The sequence below is a fragment of the Micromonospora sp. WMMD1082 genome (assembly GCF_029626175.1).
Lineage (GTDB): Bacteria > Actinomycetota > Actinomycetes > Mycobacteriales > Micromonosporaceae > Micromonospora.
In genome coordinates this window covers 1,378,734-1,404,492 of the sequence record NZ_JARUBM010000002.1, presented here as the reverse complement: position 1 = coordinate 1,404,492, position 25,759 = coordinate 1,378,734, and the positions used below count along the sequence as shown (strand labels likewise).

Below are 25,759 nucleotides of genomic sequence, written 5' to 3'. Positions count from 1 at the left end.
CATGTCGGAGCACTCAGCGAACCCTTCAGCGGCCGCCGCCACCGGTCGTCCCCGTGCCGTCAAGGCCGTCATCCCGGCCGCCGGCCTGGCCACCCGGTTCCTGCCGGCCACCAAGGCGGTCCCCAAGGAGCTGCTGCCGGTCGTCGACCGTCCGGTGCTGCAGTACATCGTCGAGGAGGCCGCCCAGGCCGGCATCGGCGACGTGCTGCTGATCACCGGCCGGGGGAAGACGTCGATGGTGGACCACTTCGACCGCCGCCCCGACCTGGAGGAACGGCTCGCGGAGAAGCCCGACCTGCTCGCCGCCGTCAAGCGGACCGAGGAACTGGCGGCCATCTACACCTGCCGGCAGCCGGAGCAGCTCGGCCTCGGCCACGCGGTCGGGTACGCCGAGTCGCACGTAGGGGACCGGCCCTTCGCGGTGTTGCTCGGCGACGAGTTCGTCAACCTCTCCGAGCCGTTGCTGCCGGCCATGCTGGAGCTGCAGGCGCGTACCGGCGGTGTGGTGCTCGCCTTCTTCGAGGTCGACCCGGCCGAGACGAAGCGCTACGGGATCGCCTCGGTCGAGCCGGCGGAGTCCGAGCTGACCGACATCGGCGAGGTCGTGAAGGTGACCGGCATGGTGGAGAAGCCCAAGCCGGAGGACGCGCCGAGCAACCTGGCCGTGCTCGGCCGGTACGTGCTGCCCGGCAAGATCTTCGACGCCATCCGCCGGACCGAGCCCGGCAGCGGTGGGGAGATCCAACTGACGGACGCGATGGAACTGCTGCGTACCGAGGGGACACCGGTGCACGCGATCGTCTACCGGGGCATCCGCTACGACACCGGCATGCCGCTGGGCTACCTGCAGACCGTGGTCCAGATCGCCGCCGAGCGCGAGGACCTGGGCAGCGAGTTCCGCAAGTGGCTGGCCGAGTTCGTCAACTCCGACGCGTCGGGCGGTCCGAATACATGACCGCGCCGGCCGACGCCGAGGCGGCCGAAAACGGGTTGACGCCGCTCGCCGACTACCTGGGCAGTGTGCTGCGCAGGTTACGCGCGCTGCCGCCGCTCGACCTCGACCTCACCCAGGCGTACGGCAACGTCCTCGCCGAGGACGTCGTTGCGCCGCACTCGTTCCCGGCCTTCGACCAGGCGGCCGTGGACGGGTACGCCGCACGCTGGGAGGACATCGCCGGCGGTGGCCGGGGCGCGGGTTTCGTGCCGGCCCAGTCGGGCGGCCCGGGCGGGCGCACCGTACGCCTCAACGTCGTTGGTGACCTCGGCGCGGCGAGCTGGCGGCCGGTCCGGCTCACCCCGGGTGCGTGCTTCTCGGTCGCCGCCGGTGCGCCGCTGCCGATCGCCGCGGACGTGGTGGTCCCGGTGGAGTGGACCGATCAGGGCATGGCGGCGGTGGAGATCTTCCGAGTCCCCAAACGGGGGTACGGCGTACGACGGACCGGTGAGGAGGTGACCGCCGGCGCCCTGCTCGCCCGTTCCGGGACCTACGTCTCGCCGGCGCTGGTGGCGGTGCTCGCCGCCACCGGCATCGGCCACGTGGTGGTACGCCCGAGCCCTCGGGTGGTCATCGTGGCCACCGGCGACGAACTCGTCGACGTCGGCCGGGGCAGCCAGCCCGGCCAGGTCGTCGACGCCAACTCGCACGCCCTGACCGCCGCGGCGGCGGAGGCGGGGGCGCTGGCGTACCGGGTGGGCATCTGCGACGACGATCCGGAAGGGCTGCGCGGGCTGCTGGAGGACCAGACCCTGCGCGCCGACCTGATCATCACCACCGGTGGCACCGGCACCGGCCCGGGCGACATGGTCCGCCGCATCCTGTCCCGCCGGGAGGGCAGCCGGGCCGGCCCGGTCACCTTCACCGACGTGGCGTTGTATCCGGGCACCGCCCTCGGCTTCGGCACGGTCGGTGCCGAAGAGGTGCCGGTGGTCTGCCTGCCCGGCGACCCGGGCGCCGCGATGATCGGCTTCGAGGTGTTGGCCCGCCCCGCGATCAACCTGCTGGCCGGCGCCGAGCCGGTGTTCCGCCCGAGCGTCCGGGCGCACCTGTTGGAGACCGTCTCCTCCCCGGCCGGGCTGCGTGAGTTCCGGCCCGCGCACGTCGCCGAGCGGCGCGGCGGGGGTTACACTGTCCAGCCGCTCAACGGCGGCCCGTTCACCCTCTCCGGCCTGGCGGAGGCGAACGGACTTCTCGTTCTCGGCGAGCGGGTCACCGCTGCCGCCGCCGGCTCCACCGTGGACGTGTTGCTGCTGGACCGTCGACGGTGAATCGCCGGTGAAGCTCGGGAGTGGAGGTTCGGTGCGGTTCCGACGGGCGCCCGGCTGGCCGGCGGTGCTCTCCGACGGTGTGGTGCTGCTGCGGCCGTACCGGCGCTCGGATGCGGCGGCATGGTCCGAGGTGCGCCGCACGAACCGGGACTGGCTGGCGCCGTGGGAGTCGTCGGTGCCCGGTGACTGGGACGAGCTGAACTCACCGGCCACCTTCCGCTGGATGTACCGCGACCAGCGGCGCTCGGCGCGTACCGGTGAGGGGATGCCGTTCGCGGTCTGCCTGCACGAGGGCGGCGACGAGCGGCTGGTGGGGCACATCAACGTGGGCAACATCGTGCGCCGGGCGTTCTGCTCCGGGTACGTCGGGTACTGGGTGGACCGTCGGGTTGCCGGCCGGGGGGTGATCCCCACCGCGCTGGCGCTCGCCGTCGACCACGCCTTCGGCCCCGGTGGGCTGCACCGGATCGAGGTCAACATCCGTCCGGAGAACCGGGCGTCCCGCCGGGTGGTGGAGAAGCTGGGCTTCCGCGAGGAGGCGTACCACGCGCGCTACATGCATATCGACGGCGCCTGGCGCGACCACATCGGATACGCGATGACCAGCGAGGAAGTCGCCGCCGAGGGCGGCCTGCTGGCCCGCTGGCACCGGCTGCGCGCGCGTACGCCGTGAGCCGTCCCACGTGCGGGATCGGCGCGGCGCGGTGGTTCCGGTGACGGTGACCCGTAACCTCAGGTAACTGCAAGCTGCGGCAGGCGCTGCCCGCCCCGCACGATTCACCTCACCGACGCCGATCGGTGAAAGATCCTGCGGCCGGATGGCGCTTGCTCCGAATCTGGCGACGGGAGGGGTGAGGGTGCCGACCTCGGTGCTCCTCGCCGTCCTCGCCGCCGCCGGTCTGCTCGCCCTCGCCCCGGCGCTGGTACGCCGGTACGACGCCGCCGAGCGGCTGGTGGCGGAGCGGGCGCAGTCGACGGCGCGGGTGCTCCAGCGCCGCCGGCGACGCCGTACTGTCCCGGGCCGGCAACCGGTCAACCCGTCCCGCGCCCTGGTGGTCACCCTCAGCGAGGACGCCGGCTCGGGCGCGCTCGCCCCCCCGGTCTCCGGCCCGCCCGCGCCGCGCCGCTCCGGCAGGGATCCCGCCGCACGCCGCTCCGGCGAGGAGCCCACTCCGCCTCGCTCCGGCGGGGAGCGGGATGACCGGTCGCTGCCGCGCCGCTCCGGTCGGCCCAGCCGGCTGCGGGCCGTGCCGCCCGCCGGGGGCCGACCCCGCCGACGCCCGGGCCGCCGCCAGCACACCCCCGCCATCTACCGCCGTCGCCGGGTGCTCGCCGCGCTGGTGCTGCTCAACGCGGTCGAGCTGGTCGGCGTCGCGGTGGTCGGCCCCGGCTTCTGGATCAGCTTCGCGGTCACCGCCACCCTGCTGCTGGTGTACGTCGTACACCTGCGCGCCCGCGCGCTGGCCGACCGTCGCCGCCGCCGCGCCCGAGCCCGCGAGGCCGCCTGGTTGGCCGCCCGGCAGGCCGAGGTACGCCGCGAGCAGGCCCGCCGCGCCGCGGCTCGCCGGGAGGCCCAGCGCCGCCTGGCCGCCCAGCGGGAGTCCGTCCGGCGTACGGCCATGGGCCTGGACCGCCCGGCCGATCTGCCGGCGGCGGCCAGCGGCGGCTCGGTCTCCTACCGCCGGACCGGTGGCCTGCGCGGCCGCCCCTACGAGGCCGGCCGCGGCTCCCACAGCGCCTGAGTGGGTGCCGGCTTGCGGTTGGCGTGGCGCGACATGCGGCATGCTGGGCCCATCCCGGCGCGGGAAGGCCCTGTTCGCCGCAGCTCGCGTCGGCTCGACCGCGGAGGGGTGATTCGCGGCGGGGGAGGCTGACCTGTTAGCCTTGTCGCCGGCCCGCCCGGTGTCAGCCGGGTGGGACCGACGCCGGTCCGCCGGCGGAGGGGCTGTGGCGCAGACCGGTAGCGCACCTCGTTCGCATCGAGGGGGTCAGGGGTTCAAATCCCCTCAGCTCCACACATCTAAGGCCCTGACCAGCAAGAATGTCGGTCAGGGCCTTAAGTTTGTCTATATGATTTTGAATCACCCCCCGAAAACCCCCCACAAACGGGTGGGCGCGGCCGGGTTCGTTCGGCGATGTTGGGTGCGGGTGTCAGGCGTTCGATTGTGCGTGTCTACGCTGTCCGGGACGGCCCATGGTCAGGGCGTTCGGGGGTGGTTGTCGTCGGGCTGGCGCCAAGCTGTTCGAGGATGTGGGAGATGTCTGGGGCGAGGGCGGGTTTGACGATGTAGTACGCGTTGGTGACGTCCTCGCTGGCGTGCCCGAGTTGGGCTGCGGCGCTTTTGGCGTCGGCCTCCTTGTCGATGAGCGTGGCGACGGTCTTGCGGAAGGTGTGTGGGGTGACCCATTCGAGGCCGGTGTCGGCGCGGGCTTGGCGCCATTGGCGCCGCACGTTGTGCGGGGACATCCAGGTGCCGCGCCGGGAGGCGAAGATCGCGTCGTGGGGGTTGCCGGCGGCGGTGAGCTTACGGGCGAGCAGCATCCCGACCGCGAATCGGGGCAGGACAACGGTCCGGTATCCGGCGTCGCTCTTGGTCCATTCCTGTCGGAAGAAGCCCTTGCCCTTGAGGTAGACGATGGTGCCGCAGATGGTCACGGTCGGGTGCTCGGCGGCGAGGTCCACGTCTTCCCACCGCACGGCCAGGATCTCGCCGATGCGGGCGCCGGTGGCGAGCATGAGGTCGACGATGTCGGCCAGGTCGCCGGTGTGCCGAGGTCCCGGCTTGCCGGGCGTGGGCTGCTGCCAGTGGCGAATCGCCGAGCGGACGCCTTCCAGGTGATCGGCTTCGAGGGCGCGCACGGTACGTCGTGGTTTGCGAAGGCGACCGGTTTCCCGGACAGGATTGGTCGTCAGCGCGCCACGGCGTACCGCCAGAGCGAACATCTGGCCGAGGACGACCTTCGCGTTCTTTGCTGCTGACGGGCGGGTCTTGGCGACCTCGCGGAGGAACTTGTCGATGCGGCCTACGGTGGCCTCTCGGATGCGCAGGTTGCCCAGGGTGGGCAGGATCGAGGTTCGCAGGCTGGTCTTGTAGTTGTTGATGGTCTGTGGCGCGACCCGTTCCTCCGCGGTGACCTCCTCGATCCACAGGTCGGCGAGTGTGCTGACGTGGGTCTCCCTGGTGATCTCGTCGTCGTTCGGGGTGGCGCGGTCGCGCAGCTTTTCCTTCAAGGCGCGGATGGCGGCGGGTCCGGTGGTGCTGGTGGCTTCGACGTCGCGGGTTGTGCCGTCGTAGTCGCGGTATCGAGCTCGGGCGCGGAACCGGTGGGGGCCGAGTTTCTCGGTGCGGATGGTGCCCCAGGTGCCGAGGGGTAGGGGTGGTCGGGCCATGGCTCATCGCTCCGGGTCGGTGTGGGCGTCGAGCCAGCGTTCGACTTCGCTGCGCCGGTAGCGCAGGGTGTTGCCGACGCGGATGGCGCGTGGTCCCTTGCCTCGGCTGTGCCAGGCGTAGAGGGTGTTCTTCGGCTTGCCCAACCAGAGCGCAACGTCATCGATGGTCAAGAGCGGGTCGGGCCGCCAAGCGGCGGCGGGCGGGGCGCTCATCGCCGGCCTGCCGTGACGGGCGAACCGTCCTGCGGGTGGGGTTTGGCGGGGGCGGTGGCCCGCCGGGCGGCGGTGTCGGACCGTACGTCCCCCGTGGTGGGGGGTGTTGATGGCGGGCACGGGTCAGATGTCCTTTCCACGTCCCGGTCCGGCTGGGACCGGGTGCCGGTAGCGCTGCCGTCGGGACTGGCGTTCACGGCGTGCGCGTGTGGACGTCGATCCACGCGGTCGGGGGTCAAGACATCAAGCCTGTGGCCGGTGTGCGCAGTGGCCGGGGCGCATCCGCTCGCCGCCGAGTCACGCCACGGGTCCTGCGACATCGGGGCTTTGAAGATCACCACGTCTTCGTGTTGGAGGAGCCATTGCGGGTCGCCAGCGTTCACGGCGTCGCGGGTGTTCTTCTGCTGGAAGAACGAGGCCCGGGGGATGATCACGCCGTGGCGGATGCCGCAGATGAGGGCGATGCATTCCTCGACCAGTTGCAGGCCGGCGTTGATGCCGGCGGCGGCGACCATGCCGGGGATGTCGATGAGTTCGCCGTGACGCCGGTAGGGCCGGGCGGTGACCACGACGTGTCCGCCGGGGCGCAGCAGTGTGCGGCAGCCGGCGAGGATCGCCGTGAACCCGTCGGCCAGTTCGCCGTGGCTGCGGTAGGCGAGGTTGTCCCCGCCGCCGTACTTGTGGTGGATCTTGCGGACTTTGCCGCGTTTCGGGCCGGGTGTGCGGGCGTGGCCGTGGGTGGACGGCCCGTACGGCGGCGAGGTGATCACCAGGGAGACCTGTCCGTGCAGGCTCGCCGGGAGCAGGGCCGGTAGGGTGGTGGAGTCTCCGTGGTAGATCTCGCCCCGGCCCGCGGTGCCGGCCTGTCCGGTCCGGCGGATGTTGTCGGCGGCGTGGGCGACCCATTCGGCTTCGTACTCGACGCCGACGCCGTGGCGGCCGAGGTGCATGGCTTCGATGATGGTGGTGCCGATGCCGGCCATGGGGTCGAGCACTAGGTCCCCGGGGTTGGTGTAGGTGCGGATGGCGTACCGGGCGATGGTGGGCAGCATCTTGCCGGGGTGCTTCATCGACTCGGGGGTGTATCGGCCGCGTCGCAGGTCGCGGGACGGGTGTTGGCCGGTGAGCCAGACCGAGCCCAGGTACCCCTCGGCGGGCAGGTCCGCCAGGTCTGACCGGGGGTACGGCGGCGCGGGGTCGTGCGGCCCGGCGGTGTGGAACGGCGGGCGAGGCTCAGACACGGGGGTTCTCCTCACCGGTGGCGGTGGTGCCGAACGCGAGCAGGTCCCGAAACGTCCGAAGGTGACGGCCGGCGAGCGGCATACCGGCGAGGTGATCGGCCGCTGGTGGGACACGATCCCTTTCGCTGGTGGGGCTCATCCATCGGTGGTGGCTTGCGGCGAGCCAGGTATTGGGCGAGTGCGAAGGCCCTGGTCGCGCAGTTGAGCGCCGGCCAGGGCGATGGGCGGCGACTGACTGTCTGCCGGCTACCGGCGCTGTTCGGGCCGCCGGTCGGCCTGGCGCGCCCATCGGCGGATTCGACGCTGGAGCAGGCCGATGGCGAGGGCGAATCCGATCAATGCGGTGACGAATCGCAGTCCTATGGTGACTTCTGGCAGGATCGGCCAGGCGGTCTGGACGATGAATGCGACGATCTCGGACCACATCACGACGCTCCTAACGGCAGGGAACTGGATGTGATTGAGGTTGATCGGCGTGGTGTCTGGGCCGGTCTGGTCTCGGATCATTCAGATTTCAGACGGCTGCGCCGGTGTCGCGTGTCATGGTCCTGCTTGGAGGCACGGTATGACGGATCAGGAGCTGGGCGGGAATCTGCGCCGGCAGTTGCGTGAGCTTCACGACCTGGCCGGACGCCCAACGAAGACCAGCTTGAAGGCGCACAGTGACCGTGCCGGGCATGGTGTGGGCGAGTCAACTCTGGCCAGCGTCCTGCCCGGCAGCGGTGGCCTGCGGTGGGCGACCGTTCACGCCTTCGTCGACGCCTGCATCAGGTATGCGCAGCATCGTGAGCTGTCGTTGCCTGCCACGATGACGGATCTTGCGGTTTGGCGGCAGAGGTTCGACGCGACATACCCTTGCATCGGCAGGGCCGTGGACAGCGGCGAAGCCGCGCGGGCCGCGTTCGTGGCTGCCCGGGAGCGGTATCTGTCGCGGATCCGGGACCGTTACCGGCAGGTGGATCTGGAGATTCTGACGCCGCTGACTGATCAGGGCACCCATCCAGTGATGCTGCTGGAGCAGGTCTTCGTTGCTCAGCATGTGCGGGCGAATCCGCCCCCGGTGGAGGTGCCGCGGGAGGTGTGGCAGCGGCTGGCTCGGGCCGGGTACGACGACGGTGAGTTTCACCTGCCCGAGCAGGTCGACCGGGAAAGTCTGGAGACGGCGCTGCGCGCCTACCACGACCGGCCCGCCCGGCCTGTGCTGGAGGTACTCGCCGACCCTGCGGGACGGAAGCTGGTCCTGCTGGGTGATCCGGGAGCCGGGAAGTCCACCCTGGCCCGATACCTGATGCTGACCCTGGCCGGGCGCGATGCCGGCAGCGCCGGCGAACCTGACGACGATGGCCGGGGTGACCTCGTCCCCGGCGGGGGCGGCCTGGCCGACGGCGGGGCGATGGATCCATCTGCGGCGTCCGGCCCGGCTGGGCTGGCACCGGGGCGGTTGTCCGGGGTGCTGCCGCTGCTGGTGGAGCTGCGTGTGTACGCCGATCCGGAATGGCGTGGTGGGCGGAGCGTGACGTTTCTGGATTTGATCGATCATTTGCACACCACGCAAGATGTGGGGCTGGCCCGCAGTGTTCTGGAGCCGTTCTTGGGCGGTGGTGGCGCGGCACTTGTGGTGTTCGATGGACTGGACGAGGTGTTCGAGCCGCGCCTGCGGGCGGAGATCGCTGCGCAGATCGAAGGCTTCGCCGCCCGCTATCCCCGGACGCAGGTGGTGGTCACGTCCCGGGTGATCGGCTACCAGCGGCAGCTGTTTGACGCGGCCGGGTTCGGCCACTGGATGCTGCAGGACCTCGACCCCGGCCAGGTCCGGGCTTTCACCACCGGCTGGTACACCAGATCATGCCCCGACGACCCTGGCCAGGCCCGGCGGCTGCGTGACCGGCTCCTGGCCGCAGTCGACGCCTCGACCGCGGTGGCGGAGCTGGCCGGCAACCCGATGCTGCTGACCATCCTCGCGATCATCGGCCGGCGCCGGGAATTGCCCCGCGACCGGCGCAGCGTGTACGAACACGCGGTCACGGTGCTCATCGAGCACTGGGACGTGAACAAGCACCTGCGCGACGAGCGGATCACCATCGACTACCTCGACGCCCAGGACAAGCTCGAACTGCTGCACCTGGTCGCCCGGCACATGCAGCATGCCCCGGCCGGGCTGGCCGGCAACCACATCCCCGGCCCTGACCTGACCGACCAATTCCGCGGTTACCTGCAGGAACGGTTTAACTTGGCCGCCGACCGGGCGATCCGCGCTGCAAGAGCCATGCTCGTCCAGTTCCGGGAACGCAACTTCATCCTGGCCCGTTTCGGCTCCGAGGTGTACGGGTTCGTCCACCGGGCGTTCCTGGAGTACCTGGCCGCCGACGATCTGACGCGGCGCCTGACCAACCTCGACCTCCGCCAAGAAGATCTCCTGGACATCTACGCCCGGCGGTGGGCCGACCCGGCCTGGACCGAGGTCCTGCTCCTGCTCACCGGGATGATCCCCGACCGGCTCGCCGCCCAAGCCATCACCGCCCTGCTGGACGCCGATCCCCGCTGGCGGCTTTGGCCAGGCGTCCCCCGGCACCTGATCCTCGCCCTGCAAGCCGCCACCGAGATCCGCAAGACCACCACCCTGGCTCCTCACGCTCCGGCTCTGACCCGCGCCCTCACCACACTGCTGACCGAAACCGCCACCCGCGAAGACCGCTACGACCGCGCTCTGCCCGACGCCGTCGAACGGCTCACACCCCACCTGACAGCCCTCTTCGTCCCCACCTGGCCTGCCGCCGGCATCTACCAGGACTGGTACCGCCTCAACGCCCACCAACTCGCCGGACTTGCTTCGTACACCGCCGCCCGGACGGCCGCGGACATCCGCAACGCGCTCACCAACCCCGACCCGAGCACCCTCCGCCACGACGCCACCGACCCACACTGGCCTACCCGCGAGGCGGCGGTGCGGGCGGTCGCGGCGAGGTTCGCCGATAACCCGGGCACTCTGCCGTGGCTGCGGGATCGGGCCACCACCGACGATCACGCGACTGTGCGGCAGGCGGCGATGCGGGCGGTCGCGGCGAGGTTCGCCGATAACCCGGGCACTCTGCCGTGGCTGCGGGAACGGGCCACCACCGACGACGACGAGGATGTGCGGCAGGCGGCGATGCGGGCGGTCGCGGCGAGGTTCGCCGATAACCCGGGCACTCTGCCGTGGCTGCGGGAACGGGCCACCACCGACGACGACGAGGATGTGCGGCAGGCGGCGATGCGGGCGGTCGCGGCGAGGTTCGCCGATAACCCGGGCACTCTGCCGTGGCTGCGGGATCGGGCCACGGCCGACGACTCGTGGGCCGTGCGATGTGATGCGGTGCGGGCGGTCGCGGCGAGGTTCGCCGATAACCCGGACGCCCTGCCGTGGCTGCGGGAACGGGCCACCATTGACGACGACGAGGATGTGCGGCGGGGGGCGGTGGGAGCGGTCGCGGCGACGTTCGCCGATAACCCGGGCACTCTGCCGTGGCTGCGGGATCGGGCCACGGCCGACGACTCGTGGGCCGTGCGATATGAGGCGGTGCGGGCGGTCGCGGCGAGGTCCGCCGACGCCCCGGACGCCCTGCCGTGGCTGCGGGAACGGGCCACCACCGACGACAACGCGGATGTGCGGCACGCGGCGGTGCGGGCGGTCGCGGCTAGGTCCGCCGACGCCCCGGACGCCCTGCCGTGGCTGCGGGAACGGGCCACCACCGACGACAACGAGCATGTGCGGCACGCAGCGGTGCGGGCGGTCGCGGCGGGGTTCGCCGACGACCCGGACACTCTGCCGTGGCTGGGGGAACGGGCCACCACCGACGACTCGTGGACCGTGCAATATGAGGCGATGCGGGCGGTCGCGGCGAGATTCGCCGACAACCCGGACGCCCTGCCGTGGCTGCGGGAACGGGCCACCACCGACGACGACGAGCATGTGCGGCAGGCGGCGGTGTGGGCGGTCGCGGCATGGTTCGCCGACGCCCCGGACGCCTTGCCGTGGCTGCGGGAACGGGCCACCAGCGACGATCACGCGGATGTGCGGCAGGTGGCGATGCAGGCGATCAAGAGGATCGAGATGACGCGGTCTAGATGACTGCTGCCGGCCCCGTCCGATTGCGACGGCCGGCCAGAACTCAGATTGAGTATCCGCATCTGGCCGCAGACATCGCGCGGGGCGGCGCCGATCGCTGCTGGGTAAGCCACCAGCGGCAACTACGTTCGGTACCCGCCAGCAGCGACATTCAGCCCGTGCGGGGCCATGATGGCAGTCCCCGTGTAGCCCTCTCGTCCGTCATAGTCACCTGCTTGAACACGATCGCCCAAGAGCGTGGGCGCGCCCGCAGTGGTCCCTCGCCGTGTTGCTGGATGCCGGTGGACGCGGCAGAGCTGGGCGTGTTCAAGGTTGTCGTCTCGACGCGGCTTCGCGGTGTGGATGGTGTTGAACAGCCCTGACCAGGGGTTGCACACCCAGCGCCGTGCGCTGGCTGAGGTGGTGGCAGAGCCGATTCATGGGGATCGGCGGCGGCTGGGTTGAACACGAGTTGACCCGCTTTGAACAAGATCACGGGTGTTCTTGATCTGTTCAAAGGCTCTGGTGGCGTGGGTGGCACAGCGCTGACCGGCATTCCCGCCGGACGGCAAATGGTCATCACGAGGGAGCACCACCATGGTCCGTCGTACCCCCGCCGCAGCCCCGGCCGTTCCCCGGCCTGGCGAGAGGTTGTTCACTGACATCGATTACCGGTTCCGGCTGCTGGGGCAGGGACCGTGCCCGCTGTCGGTGGACGGCCGCCGCCTCGGCCAGGGCCTGCCTCGCCGGGCTATCGCCCTGCCGGAGTTGTCGGCGATTCTGATGCACCCGTCCTGCGGCTACCCGGCACGGGATGCGGTGTGGCGGCTGCTGGTGCAGCGTGCCCGTACCGGTGACCCGGCGTGGCGGGCCGGTGCGGTCGGTGTCGCGTTGCCGGGCTTGCGGTTCAAGGCGTACCTGCTGGCGAAGCTGTTCACCGGTGACGTGCAGGCGGCCATCGTCGAGCATTTCCTGCGTGCTCTCGGCACGGTCGACCTGGCCAGGCCGGGCGTGGTCGGCAACCTGCTGTCCGCCGCGTTCTCCAAGGCCCGCGCCGAGTTGCGTGGACTGGAGCCGGCCTCGTCCGGTGCACCGAACCACGCCGCCGGGTCGGTGCTGCCGCCGGCCCCGTTCGGCCACCCGGATCTCGTCCTCACCCGCGCAGTCGACGCCGGGGTCATCTCCGTGCAGGAGGCGGAGTTGATCGGCGCGACCTACCTGGAAGAGGTCGGCCTGACCGCGTACGCCGAACGCACCGGCCAGCCGCGCTGGAACCTGTACAAGCGGCGCACCGCCGCCGTCGCCCGACTGACGGCCGCGATCGAGTCCGGTGAGCTGTCCGACCTGTACGCCGACGTGATCACCGAGGCCACCGCAACGGTCGTCCTCGACACCCCGACCGCCCGGAAGCGCCCGTAAGCAGGCCGTCTGAGCTGCCGGTTTCCAATCCGAGGCCCGGATTTGTAATCCCTTAGTGCGGGACTCTTCCGCGCAGGTGACCTCCCGACCGGACCCGTTGACGGCGCTGACACCCCGCACGGCCCTCCCTGGCCCGCCCGCCGAATTTGCTGGTGAGGAGGACGGCCGCGCCGGTCGGCATCCCAGGTCACCCCGCACCGCCTGGTCCCGCCTTCGCCCATCCACTCGCGCACCCATGCCCCGCCACGGGGCTGCCTTTGGCGTGCGCACCGGAGGTGCCCCATTCCATGAATCATCGTCTTGTCCCGCGTCCCGAGGCGGCTGTTCGCCGTCTCGGGACGGGCAGGCGAGGGCGGCCGACCGTCCCTCGTCTACGTCGATACCTTCCTCAACCGGTCCGCGTCGGGCTGGTGGTGCTGCTCGGTGCCGCCGCGGTGACGGTGGTCCTCGCCGCCGACGGGGATGCGGCGTACGCGGCCGAGCCCGCCTCGGTGGTGCTGGCCGTCGAGTCGATCCAACAGGTCGCCAACAACATCCGTGCCTGGCTCGTCGGGATCCTCGTCGCCGTCGCCACGCTGTTCCTGACCGTTGGCGGTTTGAGGTATTTGGCCGCCAACGGCGACCCCGGCGAGGTCGAGAAGGCCAAGCTCGCGCTGCGGTCCGCCGCGCTCGGCTACGCCCTGGCGTTGCTCGCGCCGCTGTTCGTGACCATCGTCGGCGGGTGGGTGGCGTGATGGCCACCCCGCCGATCCGACCCCACCCTGCCGCCCGCTGGCTGGTGTTGCTGCTGCTCGGCGTGGTCGTCCTCGCCGGCCTGGCCCTCACCTGGGCCGGGCCGGCGCACGCCCAGCCGAGCCCGGCACCCGGCCCGCCCTCCACCGCGCCGGACGCGCTGCCGGGGGTGCCGGATCCGGGCGTGCGCCCGCCGGGAGCGGAACCGCCTGCGCCGACGCCGGCACCCGCGCCCGGCCCGGCCCCGACTCCCGTCCCGCCTTCGGCAGACGATGATCCGGCCTGGTACGACATCAGCGGCCAGGTGCGCAAGGCCGTGGTGAACCTGGTGACGTGGACCGCCGAGCAGGCCCTGCAGCCGGTGATGGAGGCCCTCGGCGCGTCGTGGCTGTCCACCCCGGACCTCACCGTCAACGAGCAGGTGCGGGCGATCTGGACGACCAGCCTGATCACCGCCAACGGCGTCTTCGTGCTGTTCGTCGTGGCCGGCGGGTTCCTGATCAGCGCCCGGGAGACCCTGCAAACCCAGTTCGGGCTCAAGCAGGTACTACCCCGCCTCGCCGTCGGCGCGGTCCTCGCCAATTGCAGCCTGATCATCGGGCAGAAGGCCATCGAGCTGACCAACGCCCTCACCGTCGCCATCGCCGGGAACACGGTCGACGGGCCGAGCGCGGCGACCGCGATCCGGCAGATCGTGGACGAGACCCTGCGCACCCACGGGTTCCTGATGGCGTTGCTGGCCATCGCCGTGATCGTGATGTGCCTCGTGCTGGAGTTCACCTTCGTCCTACGCCTGGCGGCGCTGGTCATCCTGCTCGGGGTCGCCCCGGCGGCGTTGATCTGCCACGCCAGCCCGCTCACCGAAGGCGTCGCTCACCTGTGGTGGCGTGCCTTCCTCGCCTGCCTCGGCCTGCAGCTTGCCCAGGCCATCATCGTCCTGGCCACCGTGAACGTGTTCCTCACCCCCGCCGGGCCGACCGTGATGGGCATGCCCGCCACCGGCGGCGGACTGCTCGGCGTCATCGTGTGCCTGACGATGCTGTGGCTGCTGATCAAACTGCCCGGCTGGATGCGCCAGTTCGTCCTCGGCCCACTCGGACAACGCCACGGCCGAGGACTGGTCGGTCAACTCATCCACGCCGTCCTGATGATCAAAACCCTCGGCGCGGCGACCGGCCTCCTACGCGGCGCGAACACCACCCGGACCGCCAGCCAGCCGACACCTCGGCCGTCCGGTCCCCGTCCGCCGCCCGGTGGCCCCCGCCCGCCCCGCCCCGTCCGTCCGCCTCGTCCGGGGCCGGCTCCCGTCCCGCCGTCCCCGCCGGGACCGGCCGCGTTCAGCCACGCCCCGATCACCCACACACCGCTGCCTGTCCCGTCCGGGACGAACGCCGCACCCACCTTCAGCCACCCGACCGCCCCGTCCACCCCATCGGCACCCCGCTCCGGTGTCCCGGCTGTGCAGTTCTCTCACCCGTCCCCGCCCCAGCCGCCTCCGCCGTCCCCGGCCGCGCCACCGGCCCGGGTCGCCTTCAGCGACGCCACCACCACGACACCGACACGCGCATCCAGCGGTCGGGCACCGGCGGTGACGTTCTCGGCCGCACCAGCGCGGCAGAGCGCCCCGCGCCGGACACCGGCCCCGGTCACGCCGGTGTTCTCCGCAGCTCCGGCCGCACCGGCGGTCGGCGGGCCACGACGCGCCTCGACCCCAGCTACACGGCCCACGGCCGCGCGGCGTGCCGGCCCGAGCGGGCACGCCGCCGCGAACCCGGTCACCCCGGTCACCGGCACGCCTCGGTCCGGTCCACGGGTCCCGTCCGTGCCACCGTCCCCGCCGCTGCGCCCGTCCGCGCCTGCGGCGATGTCGTCCCCGACTGGTGGTGCGGCATCGGCGGGTCCGGCCGCCGTCCCGACCGAGCCGTCCCCGTCGTCCCCGCCGCCAGGTGGGTCGGCCCCTCCTGGGCGGCGTTCGTCGTCGAGGCCGAGGGGTGATCGGCGATGAGCCGCCGTAGTGAGGAGGCGCCGGTGCGGGCGCGGGTGCCCGCCGACATCGAGCGCGCTGATCGGATCGCGTTCGGCATGTCGGGGCGGCAGTTGGTGATCCTCGCGGTGGCGGGTCTGTTGCTGTATGGGGTGTGGACGGCGGTGGCCACGGTGGTGCATCCGCTGGTGTTCCTCGCCGGTGCGATGCCGGTCGCTGCCGGGGCGTTCCTGCTCGCGGTCGGCCGCCGCGACGGGCTCAGCCTCGACGCGTGGGTCCTCGCGGCGGTGCGGCATCGGCGCAGCCCGCGTCGGCTCGTGCCGGCCGCCGGACCGGTCATCTCGGCTCCGGCGTGGGTGCAGACCACGGCCGGGCCGGGTGACCGGCTGCCGCTGCCCGCACCGCTGCGGCTACCGGCGAGGGGCATCACCGGCGAGGGGTTGATCGATCTCGGCCCGGACGGCACGGTAGGTGTGGTCGCCGCCTCCACGGTGGCCTTCGGACTGCGCACCCCGGGCGAGCAGAACGGCCTGGTGGCCGGGTTCGCCCGCTGGCTGCACAGCCTCGACGGCCCGGCGCAGATCGCCGTGCGGGCGCAGCGGGTCGACCTGACCTACCTCGCCGACCGGTTCCTCACCACCGCCCCCGGGCTGCCGCATCCCGCGCTGGAGGACGCCGCCCACGCGCACGCGGCGTTCCTCAATGAGCTGGCCGCGCGGCGCGAGTTGCTGCACCGGCAGGTCACCGTCGCCGTGCGCAGCCGACGCGGCCCGCACCACACCGCCCACACGGCCGCCGAGGCGGTCCGCGCCCTGGGCGGCTGCGAGGTGCCCGCCCGGGTCCTCGACGGACCGGGCGCGGCGGTGCGGCTCGCGGCCAGCCTCAACCCCACCGCCCCGACCTCACACAGTGCCTACGCCACGCCTGCCGGAGGTGACCAGCGGTGAGTCTGTTCTCCGCACTGCTGCCGACGCGGCGGCGTGCCGCGCCCGCGCCGGCCACGGTCCTGCCTGGTTCCCCGGATGCCGTTGAGGTCGACGGCCGGTTCGTGCGGGTCGGGGCCGGCTACACCGCCACCTTGACCGTTGTCGGCTATCCGGCTGAGGTGGGTCCGGGGTGGGCGGAGCCGCTCCTGGCCTACCCGGGCCTGGTCGACGTCGCCTTCCACATCGAGCCGGTCCCGCCGGCGATGGCCTCGCAGCGGCTGCGTAAACAGCGCGGCCGGTTCGAGTCCTCCCGCCGCCACGACGCGGCCAAAGGTCGCCTCGACGACCCGGACCTCGACGCCGCCGCGGCCGACGCCGCCGAGCTGGCCGGCCGTGTGGCACGAGGCGAAGCCCGCCTGTTCCGGCTCGGCCTGTACCTGACCGTGCACGGCACCAGCGCGGATGAGTTGGCCGACCGGGTGAGCGAGGTGCGGTCCCTGGCCTCCTCGCTGCTGCTGGACACCGCGCCGGTGACCTGGCGGCAGCTGCAGGGCTGGATCAGCGGCCTACCCCTCGCCGTCGACGCGCTCGGGATGAAACGGGTCTTCGACACCGACGCCCTCGCCGCGAGTTTCCCGTTCACGTCGCCGGACCTGCCGGATACCGCAGGCGACAGCGGCATGGGCGTGCTGTTCGGGCTCAACCTGCACTCGCCGGGCGTCGTGGTCTGGGACCGGTGGGCGCAGTCCAACTACAACGCCGTCATCCTCGCAAGAAGTGGGGAGGGCAAGTCGTACCTGGTCAAGCTCGACCTGCTGCGCAACCTGTGCCTCGGGGTGGAAGCGTTCGTCATCGACCCCGAGGACGAGTACCTGCGGCTGGCCGATGCGGTCGGCGGCACGGTCATCCGCCTCGGCGCGGCAGGGGTGAAGATCAACCCTCTCGACCTGCCACCCGGCGACGACGACGCCCTGAACGACCGGGCACGGTTCCTGCACACGCTCGTGACCGTGATGGGCAGCGGCGACACCGCCGTCAGCCCGCCGCTGCCCGGCGACGAAGCCCGCTCCCTCGACGTCGCCGTCCTGGCCGCGTATCGGGCGAAGGGCATCACCACCGACCCGCGCACCTGGCGCCGACCGGCCCCCCTGCTCGGTGAGGTGATGGCCGCGCTGGAGGACACCGACGACGCCGGCCGCCGCGTCGCCGCCCGCCTGCACCCCTACGTCGCCGGCAGCATGAAGGGCCTGTTCGACGGACCAACCACCACCGCCCCACTCGGGCACCTCGTGGTCTTCGCCATCAAGGACCTCCCCGAACAACTGCACCCGGTGGGCACGCTGCTCACCCTGGACACGATCTGGCGCACCGTACGCGCCGCCACCGCCTCCGGCGCACGGCCGAACGTGCTGCGGATGGTGCTGGTGGACGAGGCATGGAGACTGCTCTCCGGCGGGCGCGGCGGCGTGTTCCTGGAAACCCTGGCCAAGTCCGCCCGCAAGTACGGCGTCGGCCTGACCGTGGTCACCCAGGACGCCGCCGACGTGCTCGCCACCAAAACCGGCCGCGCCGTCGTCTCCAACGCCGCCACACAGATCCTGTTGCGGCAGGCGCCGCAGGCGATCGACGCCGTGGCCGAGGCGTTCGGACTCACCGACGGCGAGCGCGCGTTCCTGCTGTCCTGCCAACAGGGAGACGCGCTCCTCACGGCCGGATCGGCGCGGGTGGCCTTCCACAGCCACGCCTCGCCCGAAGAGCACGAGTTGATCGTCACCGGCCCGGTCACCGGCCGCCGCTGACCCGCCCCGGCCTCTCTCTCACCAGCGATCGGAGCTTCCGATGCCTGCCACCTTGTTGTCCCCATCCCCGCCTCCGGAGCCCACCGGGTGTGTGCCTGGTCAGGGTGGCGTGCCCGACTCGGTGGTGGGCGAGCTGCTGTGCGGCTCGTGGGGCGACGACGCCACCGACGCCGTGTGGCGTCTCGTCCGCGACCGGTGGCCGCTGCTGCTCGCCGCCCTGGCCGCGCTCATCACCATCCGCGTCCTCTGGGCGCTGTGGCGGCGTCGCGTCTGGCGGCGGCACGCCACCGGAGCACGGTGGCTGGAGATCACCCCGCCGGTGACCGCGACTCCGGCCGCGACGGTGGGGCTGTGGCGGCTGCTGGCCACGGTGTTGCCCGCGCCGCGCCGGTGGGCGCTGCGCCCGGCCCGGCTCGTCTGGGAGGTCGCCGCCGACCCGGACGGGATGCGCTGCGGCCTGTGGCTACCACCCGGGGTCAACCCGACCGCCGTGCTGCGGCTGCTGCACCGCGCCTGGCCCGGCGCACGGGCCGAGCAAACCCGCCCACCGGCCGTCCCGACGACCGGGGCCGTGGCTGCCCTCGCGGTCTGGCCCACCCAGCCCGACTGGCTGCCCCTGGTCGAAGATCCGTCCCCGCCAACGCGTCGAGGCACGGACGCGGGCGCCCCCGAGGAGGACCGGCTTCGCGCCGTCTACGGCGGGCTCGCCTCGGCCGGACGCACCGGCGGTGCACTGTTGCAGGTTCACCTCGGCCGGGCACCGGCCCACCGGCTGCGGCTGCTGCGCCGCGCGATGACCAACCCCGAACGCGCCCGCCGGCCCCGAGGGACCGCCCGTGCAGCCGGGCTGCTCGCCGATGGGCTGCGGGCGCTGATCCTCGGCGTCCTGAACATCGTCACCCCCGGCCCGTCGAGCACAAGGCGACGCACCAGCCCGACCGACCCCTACGTCGCCGAGTTGGCACGGCAGGCGCGGGCGAAGTACGCCGACGCACCCCACCTGCTCATCGCCATGCACACGGTGGCCGTAGGCCCCACCAAGCCTGCGGCCCGCGCCGCCGCAGCCGATGTCAGCTCCGGGTTCTCACTGCTGTCGGCACACGTCACCCGCCGCCGACTCCGGCGCGGCGCGGTGGCCGACCGGTGGGTGCCCGAGGCCCGGATGAGCCTCGTCTCCGTCACCGAAGCCGCTGCCCTCGCCGGCCTGCCCGCCGAACCGGCCGCCCACGGCCTACCCAGCGCGGCGTCCCGCCGTCGGGCCGCGACCCGCGACGTCTTCCGGACCTCCGGTCGGCAGACGCACCCGCGCACCACGGCGCCGGCACAGCCCGATGCGACCGGGGCCGACGATTCGCCGACCGTCTGGAGCGCCCCGTGACCAAGACCGAAGTCAACGCCGACGTGTCGAACACCCCGCCGGAGGACCGCCGGCTGAACCTGGTGCCGCTGGAGGATCGGCAGGGCCTGGGCGGCAAGGTCATCGGCGTCGCCAACGCCGGCCCCGCGATGCGGGTTGGGATCTCCCTGGCCGACTGCCGGTACCACCTGCACGTTCTCGGGCCGACTGGCACGGGCAAGACGACCCTGCTGATGCGGATGATCCTCGACGACGTCGAGGCCGGACGTGGTGTCGCCGCGTTCGACCCGGCCAAGGGTGATCTCATCCGTGACCTGCTCGCCCGGCTACCCACGTCGTGTGGGGACCGGCTGGTGCTGATCGACCCGGACGAACGCCGTGCGCCTGCGGCGATCAACCTGCTCGACCCGGCCGTGCACGGCGGCAGCCCACACGATGTGGCCGCGAATCTGACGGCGGTGATGGCGAAGGTGTGGTCCCGGTGGTGGGGGCACCGCACCGCCGACATCTGCTACCACGGCCTGCTCACCCTCGCCCACCTCGACGGCGCCACCCTCGCTCAACTACCCCGGCTGCTGTCGGACTCGACGTGGCGGACCAGCCGCGTCAACGCCGTGACGAGGTCCTTGGGCGCGTGGGAGGGCAACACCCTCGGCGAGTTCTGGGACGGGTTCAACGAGCTACCCGCCGCGCAGCGCTCCGGCCTGGTCGCCCCGCTGCTGTCCCGCCTGCGCCTGGTGCTGGCGCACCCGATGGCGAACAGCTTGTTTGGGGTGCCGGCCACCACGTTCTCCTTCTCCGACATCCTCGACGGTGGCGTCCTGCTCGCCCGACTACCCAAGGGGATGCTTGGTGAGGACGGCACCCGCCTGGTCGGCTCCCTGCTCCTCGCCGGGCTGTGGCAGGCCACCACCGCCCGCGCCCGCATCCGCGAAGACGACCGCCCCGACGCGATGATCGTCCTGGACGAGTGCCACAACTTCCTGCACCTGCCCATCGGGATCGATGACGCGCTCGCCGAGTCCCGCGGCCTGCACGTGTCCTGGCTCCTCGCGCACCAGTACCTCGGCCAGTTGTCCGGCGACATGGTGGAGGCGATCGACGCCAACGCCCGCAACAAGGTGTACTTCGCCCTCGCGCCCCGCGACGCCATCGACCAGGCCCGCCACCTGCGGCCGTATCTCGATGACGGGGACCTGATCCGTCTCGGCGGCTACGAAGTCGTCCTCCGCCCGGTCGCGGGCGGTCGGGTCGTGCCACCGGTCACCGCCGACACCGAGCCCCCACCACCGGCCGTGCCAGGACGAGCCGGCGAGCTGCGCCACGCGGCCCGCGACCACACCGGCCTCGCCATCAAGGAACGTCACCGGTTGCTCGGCGAAACCGCAACCGGCGTAGGCAAGGCCGGACCCTCGGCACCAGCCGAGGACCCGGCGGTGGGACTGGTAGGTCGCAACACCTTCGCTGTTCAGGGCGAGGGTTCTAACGAGAGGTCTAACGAGCGATCCAACGAGGAACGCAACGACCACGAACCACCGGGTGAACACACCCCCTTCAACACGGCGTACGCGCACGTCGACCGGGGTGAGGAGGACTGGTGGACCGGAACCGACTGATAAGAGATATCCCTCCTACCCACACATCTGCCACCGGCAGCTCCCGCCTGACGTCGTCGGTCGTGGCCGCCGAACTCGGCCGGCTCACCCCCCGAGACCGGCACCTGCTCAACCTGCTCGACCAACACCGCACGTTCACCACCGACCAACTCGTCGACCTCGCCTTCGGCTCCGTCGGCCGTGCCCGCAACCGCCTCAACACCCTCCACGATCGAGGCATCCTCGACCGATTCCGCCACTACCAACGCCCCGGCTCGCAAGCCTGGCGCTGGACCCTCGGCCCGGTCGGCGCGGCCCTGCTCGCGGCCGGACGCGACGAGGCGCTACCCCGCCCGGCGGCGGTGCGCGACGCTACTGCGCGTCTTGCCATGTCCCCGACCCTGGCGCACCTGCTCACGGTGAACGGGTTCTTCGTCGCGCTCACCGCTCATGCCCGCGCGCACCCCGGGGCGCGGCTGGTGCGGTGGTGGAACGAGGCACGCTGCCGCGAGGCGTGCGGCACCCTGGTCCGCCCGGATGGGCACGGCGTCTGGTCCGACGACACGCGGGCCGGTGGTGGGCGGGCGGTGCCGTTCTGGGTCGAGGCAGACCTCGGCACCGAAACCCTGCCGCGCGTCGTGGGCAAGCTGACCGGCTACGCCGCGCTACCGCCCCGCCGCGCGTACCCGGTGCTGTTCTGGCTACCCACCGCCGCCCGGGAGGCCAACCTGCACACCCACCTCCACCGGGCCGGGCTGCCGGACGGGCTGACCGTGGCCACCGCGACCAGGGAACACGCCGCCGCGCCCGGCCCGGCGGGGCCGGTCTGGCGCATCGTCGGGCACCACGACCGGGTACGCCTGGCCCACCTGCCCGCGCCGACCGGGGGCGGCACGTCGTGGGACGGGTAGCGCTGTGGGTCGCGGTCGGGGCCGCCGTGGCGCTGCTGCTGCTCACCTCCGCCACCGCCGGAATCGTCTCGTCAACCGGGGTCGTCTCGTCGCTGCTCGGAGGCGGCGGGGGTGGGGGTAGCTGCATCGGGGCGGTGACGGTGCCGGGGGCAGCTCCGGCGGGGTTGTCGGCGGAGCAGACCCGTAACGCTTCGGTGATCATGGCTGTAGGTGATCGGATGGGGGTGCCGGTGCGCGGGTGGGTGATCGCCGTTGCCACCGCGCTCCAGGAGTCCTCGTTGATCAACCACGGGCACCTCGGTGACGCGAATGATCATGACTCGTTGGGGCTGTTCCAACAACGACCGTCGCAGGGATGGGGCACCCCGCACCAGATCACGAAACCCGAATACGCCGCCGGAAAGTTCTACGAGGCGTTGCTGCGGGTGCCCGGGTGGGAACGGCTACCGCTCACCCAGGCCGCCCAGACGGTGCAACGGTCGGCGTACCCGGACGCCTACGCCCGGCACGAGACGCGGGCAACCGAGATCGTCGCCGCCTACAGCGGCGGGACGCTGCCCGGGTGCGGCAGTGGGCCGGTCAGTGCCGCCGGGTGGACCCGCCCGGTGGCGGGTACGGCCGGGTCCGGCTTCCGCACCAGCGGCCGGCCGGCCCGACCACGACGGGATCGACATCGCAGCGCCGAAGGGGACCGTCGTCCGGGCCGCGTCCGGCGGCGTCGTGGTGCGCGTGCGGTGCAACATCGGCCGCGACTCGTGGGAACCCACCGGCGGGCCGATGCCCTGCGACCGTGACGGCTACCCCGGCCTCGGCGGGTGCGGCTGGTACACCGACATCCACCACGCAGACGGCATCGTGTCGCGCTACTGCCACCTGGTCCGACAGCCCATCGTGCAGGTAGGGCAGACGGTGATCGTAGGGCAGCCGATCGGCCACGTCGGCAGCTCCGGAAACTCCTCCGGACCACATCTGCATTACGAGATCCACGAAGGCTATCCCGCCACCGAACACAATGCCGTTGACCCGATTCCATTCATGCGGCAAAAAGGCGTGACCCTGTAAATCCGTGAAGTGTGTAGGTTCGCAATGGCGATGTCGGTTTCTCAGAACTGTGTCGGTGCGGATGTCGGTTCCGACAGGGTTCTGAGAAGCGCTCGGTGTGGCGTTGAGGTTTTCGGTCTGAAGGTAACATCACGCATACTCCTGTTCCAGGTTGGCCAGGTCGCGGTTGGCGAACTGCACGTGCGCCCACTGGTCGTTGAAGATGACTTGCAGGCATTTAGCCGCAGTGCGTTCACCTGGCGGCGGGCAGCCGAGCGCGGTGTTCGGCCCCCGCACCCGGTCCAGCTCCTCCTGTGTGACCTCTGCCAGATACGCGCGCAGATCGGCGATCCGTTCGGCGCGCACGGCGAGGATCTCGCTGAGGGTCGGCGCGGCCGACTCGTCGATGCCGAACTCGGCGCCGTTGGTGGTGAACGATGCGGGCACGCCGATCGGATGGAACGGGTTCGGCCGAAGGGCCGCCGCATGGCCGTACCAGGCGTCCAGGACGAAGATCGTGTGGCGCAGGGTTTGGGCGAGGGACCATTCGTCGTTCACTGATCTGTAGGCGGCTTCCTCCGGCAACGCGCTCGCGCGTCGGACGGTCGCTTGCCAAAGCTCCTCGATGACATCCACCGCGTCGCGCATCGTCTCGGGTGTGGCCGGCTGCAGTCGCAGCCGTTCGGGGTGCAAGCGATCCAACTCGGCCTCAATCAACGGCATGACCTCCACGCCATTGATGCGCAGCCCGTCGATCGCCCCGTCGATGTCGGCGTTGAACAGCAGCACGCCACGCATCCGGGCGCCGCTGAGATCCACCTCGCGGAAGGTCGCGCTGGCCATTGACAAGTCGATGAACTCTGCACCCTCGTAGTCGGGCTGCTGCACGAATCGTGTCATCGGCACATCGTAGGAGCCGGGTACGACAAAACCGCCGAGTCAAGATCCAGTCACCACGTGCTGCCAGCGACCCACAACCGCGCCTTCTCCCGCCTCACCAACTCGGGCACTGGACTCGCCTACCAACGAGATCATCAAGAAAACGACAGATTGATGAGAAGAATCCGCCGACAAATCGATGAGAGAGCCCGAACTCACGCCAGGTCAACAGCATCGGCTCCGACATTTCTGACGGGAACCTACAAAGTGATTTTCGGCACAATCCGAGAAGGACCCTACGGGCGCGGTGAGCGCCGCCCGTCCGGCCCGCCGGACGCCCGCCGTTGCCGTTTCCGCCCGAAACCGCGACCCCGCCAAACGGTGCGAGCGGACCCAGCACCGGCAACCCTGGCAGCAACCAGGGGAGGGCGCCGAACGTGTCACAGCGTCGGGATAAGACCGTTCAAATGGCGTTCCGGGCGGCGGTGGCAGCCCCCTGAATCGAGAACGGAAAGGGGTGCGGCGCGGCCCGTGTAAAGAGTCTTGCGCAACGGGGTTGACAACCATCGGGCATCGAGCGTCCATGGACGTGGGCAACAAAAACGCCCCGGGCGAAACCGCCAAACAGAAGCGCACCACGCGCGCGGAATCGCTATTTGTCGACCCCTTTTTGTGGAGGTGTTACTGCCATGACCGCGTACATGACGCTGACCCCGGGTACCGACGAGGCCCGGTCCGTCGTCGCCGCCGCGCTGCGCCGGCACCCCGGCGTCACCGCCCGCAAGTTGGCCGGGCAGGAGAATCTTTCGCTGCCGGTCGTCACCGAGGCGCTCCGATTCATGGAAGCCGCCGGGACCGCCACCCGTGTCCCTGATCCGGCCAAGGGCAACCGCAAGAACGCCGACACCTGGGAGCCCGTCGCCACGACCAACGGCGCCATCAGCGCGACGCCGGACGCGGCCGACGAATCGACCCCCACCACCGACGATCCGACGCCCGCCGACGACGACACCCCGGTGACCGGCGGCGCGACGCCGGACGCGGCCCACGAGTCGGCTCCCGCCTCCGATGCCCCGGCCACCGCCGACGAGGCGGCGCTGCCCGAGGCCCCGGTGTCCGGCGTGCCCGTGTCCGGCGTGCCGGTGTCGGGGGCACCGGTCGGGCCGCGTCAGCCCGACCTGCGAGTGTTGATCATGGCTGGTGTGCTGGGTGGGCACCCGGACGGCATCACGGCCGACGCGGCGATCAGCGAGAGCGGTCTGTCGGTGGTCATGGGGGACACGATCCTCGCCGCGATGGAGGTTGCCGGGGCCGCGTGTCGCCTGCCGGTCACCGAGGACGGCACTGAGTTGTGGGTCATCGCCGATGGTGACCTCGCCACGGTGGACCCGGCCAACGCCCCGGCGCACACCACGTGCCCGACGTGCGGGCACACCCGCAAGATCCGTCGCCCCTCCGCGCGCCGCGCCACCGGGACCGGCCGCGCCACGGGTGAGATCAACAGCGACGGGTCGGCCAAGTTGGGCAAGAACGAGCTGCGTAACCGGGTCGAGGCGTTCGTCCGTGACCTCGGCCCCGGCCACCAGCTGACCCCCGGCACCGTCGCCCGCGAGCTGGGCGGGCGTAGCCCGGGGGCGGTCCGCAACGCCATGTCCAAGCTGACCGGGCTCGGGGTGCTGGTCCTGACCGGTGAGGCACGGGAAATCTACGCCCTCGCGGCCGACCCGCCGGCCCCGACCGCCGACGTGCGCGCGCTCATGACCTCGCCGCAGACCGACACCGCCGCCGGTGACGAGGCCGGCAGCGACGAGGCCACCGCCGCGCCGGTCGCCGCCTGACCCACCCCCCTGCCGGGGCCGGGCACCATGCCCGGCCCCGGCACCGGCACGCCCACCCACAACCGCACGGAAGGAACAGACCCG

At 71.7% G+C, this 25,759-nt stretch carries 19 protein-coding genes, 1 tRNA gene and 1 pseudogene; 16 read left to right on the top strand and 5 right to left on the bottom strand.

The features are described 5' to 3' along the window. Window position 1 precedes the first annotated feature (1 nt). The 5 genes from O7615_RS06565 to O7615_RS06545 all read left to right on the top strand — a co-directional run bounded on the left by O7615_RS06565 (window position 2) and on the right by O7615_RS06545 (window position 4,280). A complete protein-coding gene (locus O7615_RS06565) occupies window positions 2-955 on the top strand; it encodes a UTP--glucose-1-phosphate uridylyltransferase (protein WP_278176424.1) in 954 nt (317 codons plus the stop codon). Then, complete coding sequence (glp, locus tag O7615_RS06560; RefSeq protein WP_278176423.1) at window positions 952-2,265, top strand: gephyrin-like molybdotransferase Glp; 1,314 nt, start codon at window positions 952-954, stop codon at window positions 2,263-2,265. The genes O7615_RS06565 and glp overlap by 4 nt, the downstream gene beginning before the upstream one ends. Window positions 2,266-2,296: 31 nt before the next feature. Further along, a complete protein-coding gene (locus O7615_RS06555; protein WP_278176422.1) occupies window positions 2,297-2,938 on the top strand; it encodes a GNAT family protein in 642 nt (213 codons plus the stop codon). 184 nt (window positions 2,939-3,122) lie between these two features. Then, on the top strand, window positions 3,123-4,007 hold the full coding sequence (locus O7615_RS06550) for a hypothetical protein (RefSeq protein ID WP_278176421.1): 885 nt from the start codon (window positions 3,123-3,125) through the stop codon (window positions 4,005-4,007). Between the two features lie 199 nt (window positions 4,008-4,206). Further along, window positions 4,207-4,280, top strand: a tRNA-Ala gene (locus tag O7615_RS06545). 158 nt (window positions 4,281-4,438) lie between these two features. Here the strand turns inward: O7615_RS06545 and O7615_RS06540 are convergent. The 4 genes from O7615_RS06540 to O7615_RS06525 form a co-directional block, all read right to left on the bottom strand. Beyond that, entirely contained in the window at window positions 4,439-5,656 is a 1,218-nt protein-coding gene (locus O7615_RS06540; RefSeq protein WP_278176419.1) for a site-specific integrase, read from the bottom strand. Between the two features lie 3 nt (window positions 5,657-5,659). Next, entirely contained in the window at window positions 5,660-5,869 is a 210-nt protein-coding gene (locus O7615_RS06535) for a helix-turn-helix domain-containing protein (protein WP_278176418.1), read from the bottom strand. Beyond that, window positions 5,866-7,038, bottom strand: a complete 1,173-nt coding sequence (locus tag O7615_RS06530; protein WP_278181997.1) for a DNA methyltransferase — start codon at window positions 7,036-7,038, stop codon at window positions 5,866-5,868. Before O7615_RS06530 ends, O7615_RS06535 begins: the two co-directional genes overlap by 4 nt. Window positions 7,039-7,356: 318 nt before the next feature. Next, entirely contained in the window at window positions 7,357-7,617 is a 261-nt protein-coding gene (locus O7615_RS06525; protein WP_278176417.1) for a hypothetical protein, read from the bottom strand. Between the two features lie 364 nt (window positions 7,618-7,981). On the opposite strand from O7615_RS06525, the gene O7615_RS06520 reads away from it, so the two are divergent. The 10 genes and pseudogenes from O7615_RS06520 (at window position 7,982) to O7615_RS06475 (ending at window position 22,979) form a co-directional block, all read left to right on the top strand. Continuing rightward, a complete protein-coding gene (locus tag O7615_RS06520; RefSeq protein ID WP_278176416.1) occupies window positions 7,982-11,218 on the top strand; it encodes a HEAT repeat domain-containing protein in 3,237 nt (1,078 codons plus the stop codon). A 573-nt stretch (window positions 11,219-11,791) separates the two neighbouring features. Next, a complete protein-coding gene (locus tag O7615_RS06515) occupies window positions 11,792-12,613 on the top strand; it encodes a hypothetical protein (protein ID WP_278176414.1) in 822 nt (273 codons plus the stop codon). Between the two features lie 287 nt (window positions 12,614-12,900). Next, complete coding sequence (locus tag O7615_RS06510; protein WP_278176413.1) at window positions 12,901-13,347, top strand: pilin; 447 nt, start codon at window positions 12,901-12,903, stop codon at window positions 13,345-13,347. A 317-nt stretch (window positions 13,348-13,664) separates the two neighbouring features. After that, window positions 13,665-15,350 (top strand): conjugal transfer protein TrbL family protein, encoded by a 1,686-nt coding sequence (locus O7615_RS06505; protein ID WP_278181996.1) that lies wholly within the window; start codon window positions 13,665-13,667, stop codon window positions 15,348-15,350. After that, window positions 15,347-16,276 (top strand): PrgI family protein, encoded by a 930-nt coding sequence (locus O7615_RS06500; RefSeq protein ID WP_278176412.1) that lies wholly within the window; start codon window positions 15,347-15,349, stop codon window positions 16,274-16,276. Before O7615_RS06505 ends, O7615_RS06500 begins: the two co-directional genes overlap by 4 nt. Next, complete coding sequence (locus tag O7615_RS06495; protein WP_278176410.1) at window positions 16,273-18,054, top strand: DUF87 domain-containing protein; 1,782 nt, start codon at window positions 16,273-16,275, stop codon at window positions 18,052-18,054. Before O7615_RS06500 ends, O7615_RS06495 begins: the two co-directional genes overlap by 4 nt. Before the next feature lie 109 nt (window positions 18,055-18,163). Beyond that, a complete protein-coding gene (locus O7615_RS06490) occupies window positions 18,164-19,432 on the top strand; it encodes a hypothetical protein (RefSeq protein ID WP_278176409.1) in 1,269 nt (422 codons plus the stop codon). Continuing rightward, the gene (locus tag O7615_RS06485) at window positions 19,429-21,027 is read left to right on the top strand and encodes a type IV secretory system conjugative DNA transfer family protein (protein WP_278176407.1); all 1,599 of its coding nucleotides are present in this window, start codon (window positions 19,429-19,431) and stop codon (window positions 21,025-21,027) included. Before O7615_RS06490 ends, O7615_RS06485 begins: the two co-directional genes overlap by 4 nt. 62 nt (window positions 21,028-21,089) lie before the next feature. Then, window positions 21,090-21,917 (top strand): replication-relaxation family protein, encoded by an 828-nt coding sequence (locus O7615_RS06480; RefSeq protein WP_278176406.1) that lies wholly within the window; start codon window positions 21,090-21,092, stop codon window positions 21,915-21,917. Further along, a pseudogene (locus O7615_RS06475) lies at window positions 21,905-22,979 on the top strand (M23 family metallopeptidase). Before O7615_RS06480 ends, O7615_RS06475 begins: the two are co-directional and overlap by 13 nt. Window positions 22,980-23,108: 129 nt before the next feature. Here the strand turns inward: O7615_RS06475 and O7615_RS06470 are convergent. Further along, window positions 23,109-23,858: a DinB family protein gene (locus O7615_RS06470; RefSeq protein ID WP_278176405.1), complete on the bottom strand. Its 750-nt coding sequence runs from the start codon at window positions 23,856-23,858 to the stop codon at window positions 23,109-23,111. Window positions 23,859-24,526: 668 nt separating this feature from the next. Between O7615_RS06470 and O7615_RS06465 the strand changes: the two genes are divergently transcribed. Beyond that, window positions 24,527-25,675: a hypothetical protein gene (locus O7615_RS06465; RefSeq protein ID WP_278176403.1), complete on the top strand. Its 1,149-nt coding sequence runs from the start codon at window positions 24,527-24,529 to the stop codon at window positions 25,673-25,675. Window positions 25,676-25,759: the final 84 nt, after the last annotated feature.

What these genes read in the sequence shown, in the direction of transcription:
- O7615_RS06565 (WP_278176424.1), top strand. Translation starts at nt 2, where the DNA reads ATGTCGGAGCACTCAGCGAACCCTTCAGCGGCCGCCGCCACCGGTCGT.
- glp (WP_278176423.1), top strand. Translation starts at nt 952, where the DNA reads ATGACCGCGCCGGCCGACGCCGAGGCGGCCGAAAACGGGTTGACGCCG.
- O7615_RS06540 (WP_278176419.1), bottom strand. Translation starts at nt 5,656, where the DNA reads ATGGCCCGACCACCCCTACCCCTCGGCACCTGGGGCACCATCCGCACC.
- O7615_RS06535 (WP_278176418.1), bottom strand. Translation starts at nt 5,869, where the DNA reads ATGAGCGCCCCGCCCGCCGCCGCTTGGCGGCCCGACCCGCTCTTGACC.
- O7615_RS06525 (WP_278176417.1), bottom strand. Translation starts at nt 7,617, where the DNA reads ATGATCCGAGACCAGACCGGCCCAGACACCACGCCGATCAACCTCAAT.
- O7615_RS06515 (WP_278176414.1), top strand. Translation starts at nt 11,792, where the DNA reads ATGGTCCGTCGTACCCCCGCCGCAGCCCCGGCCGTTCCCCGGCCTGGC.
- O7615_RS06510 (WP_278176413.1), top strand. Translation starts at nt 12,901, where the DNA reads ATGAATCATCGTCTTGTCCCGCGTCCCGAGGCGGCTGTTCGCCGTCTC.
- O7615_RS06500 (WP_278176412.1), top strand. Translation starts at nt 15,347, where the DNA reads ATGAGCCGCCGTAGTGAGGAGGCGCCGGTGCGGGCGCGGGTGCCCGCC.
- O7615_RS06470 (WP_278176405.1), bottom strand. Translation starts at nt 23,858, where the DNA reads ATGACACGATTCGTGCAGCAGCCCGACTACGAGGGTGCAGAGTTCATC.
- O7615_RS06465 (WP_278176403.1), top strand. Translation starts at nt 24,527, where the DNA reads ATGACCGCGTACATGACGCTGACCCCGGGTACCGACGAGGCCCGGTCC.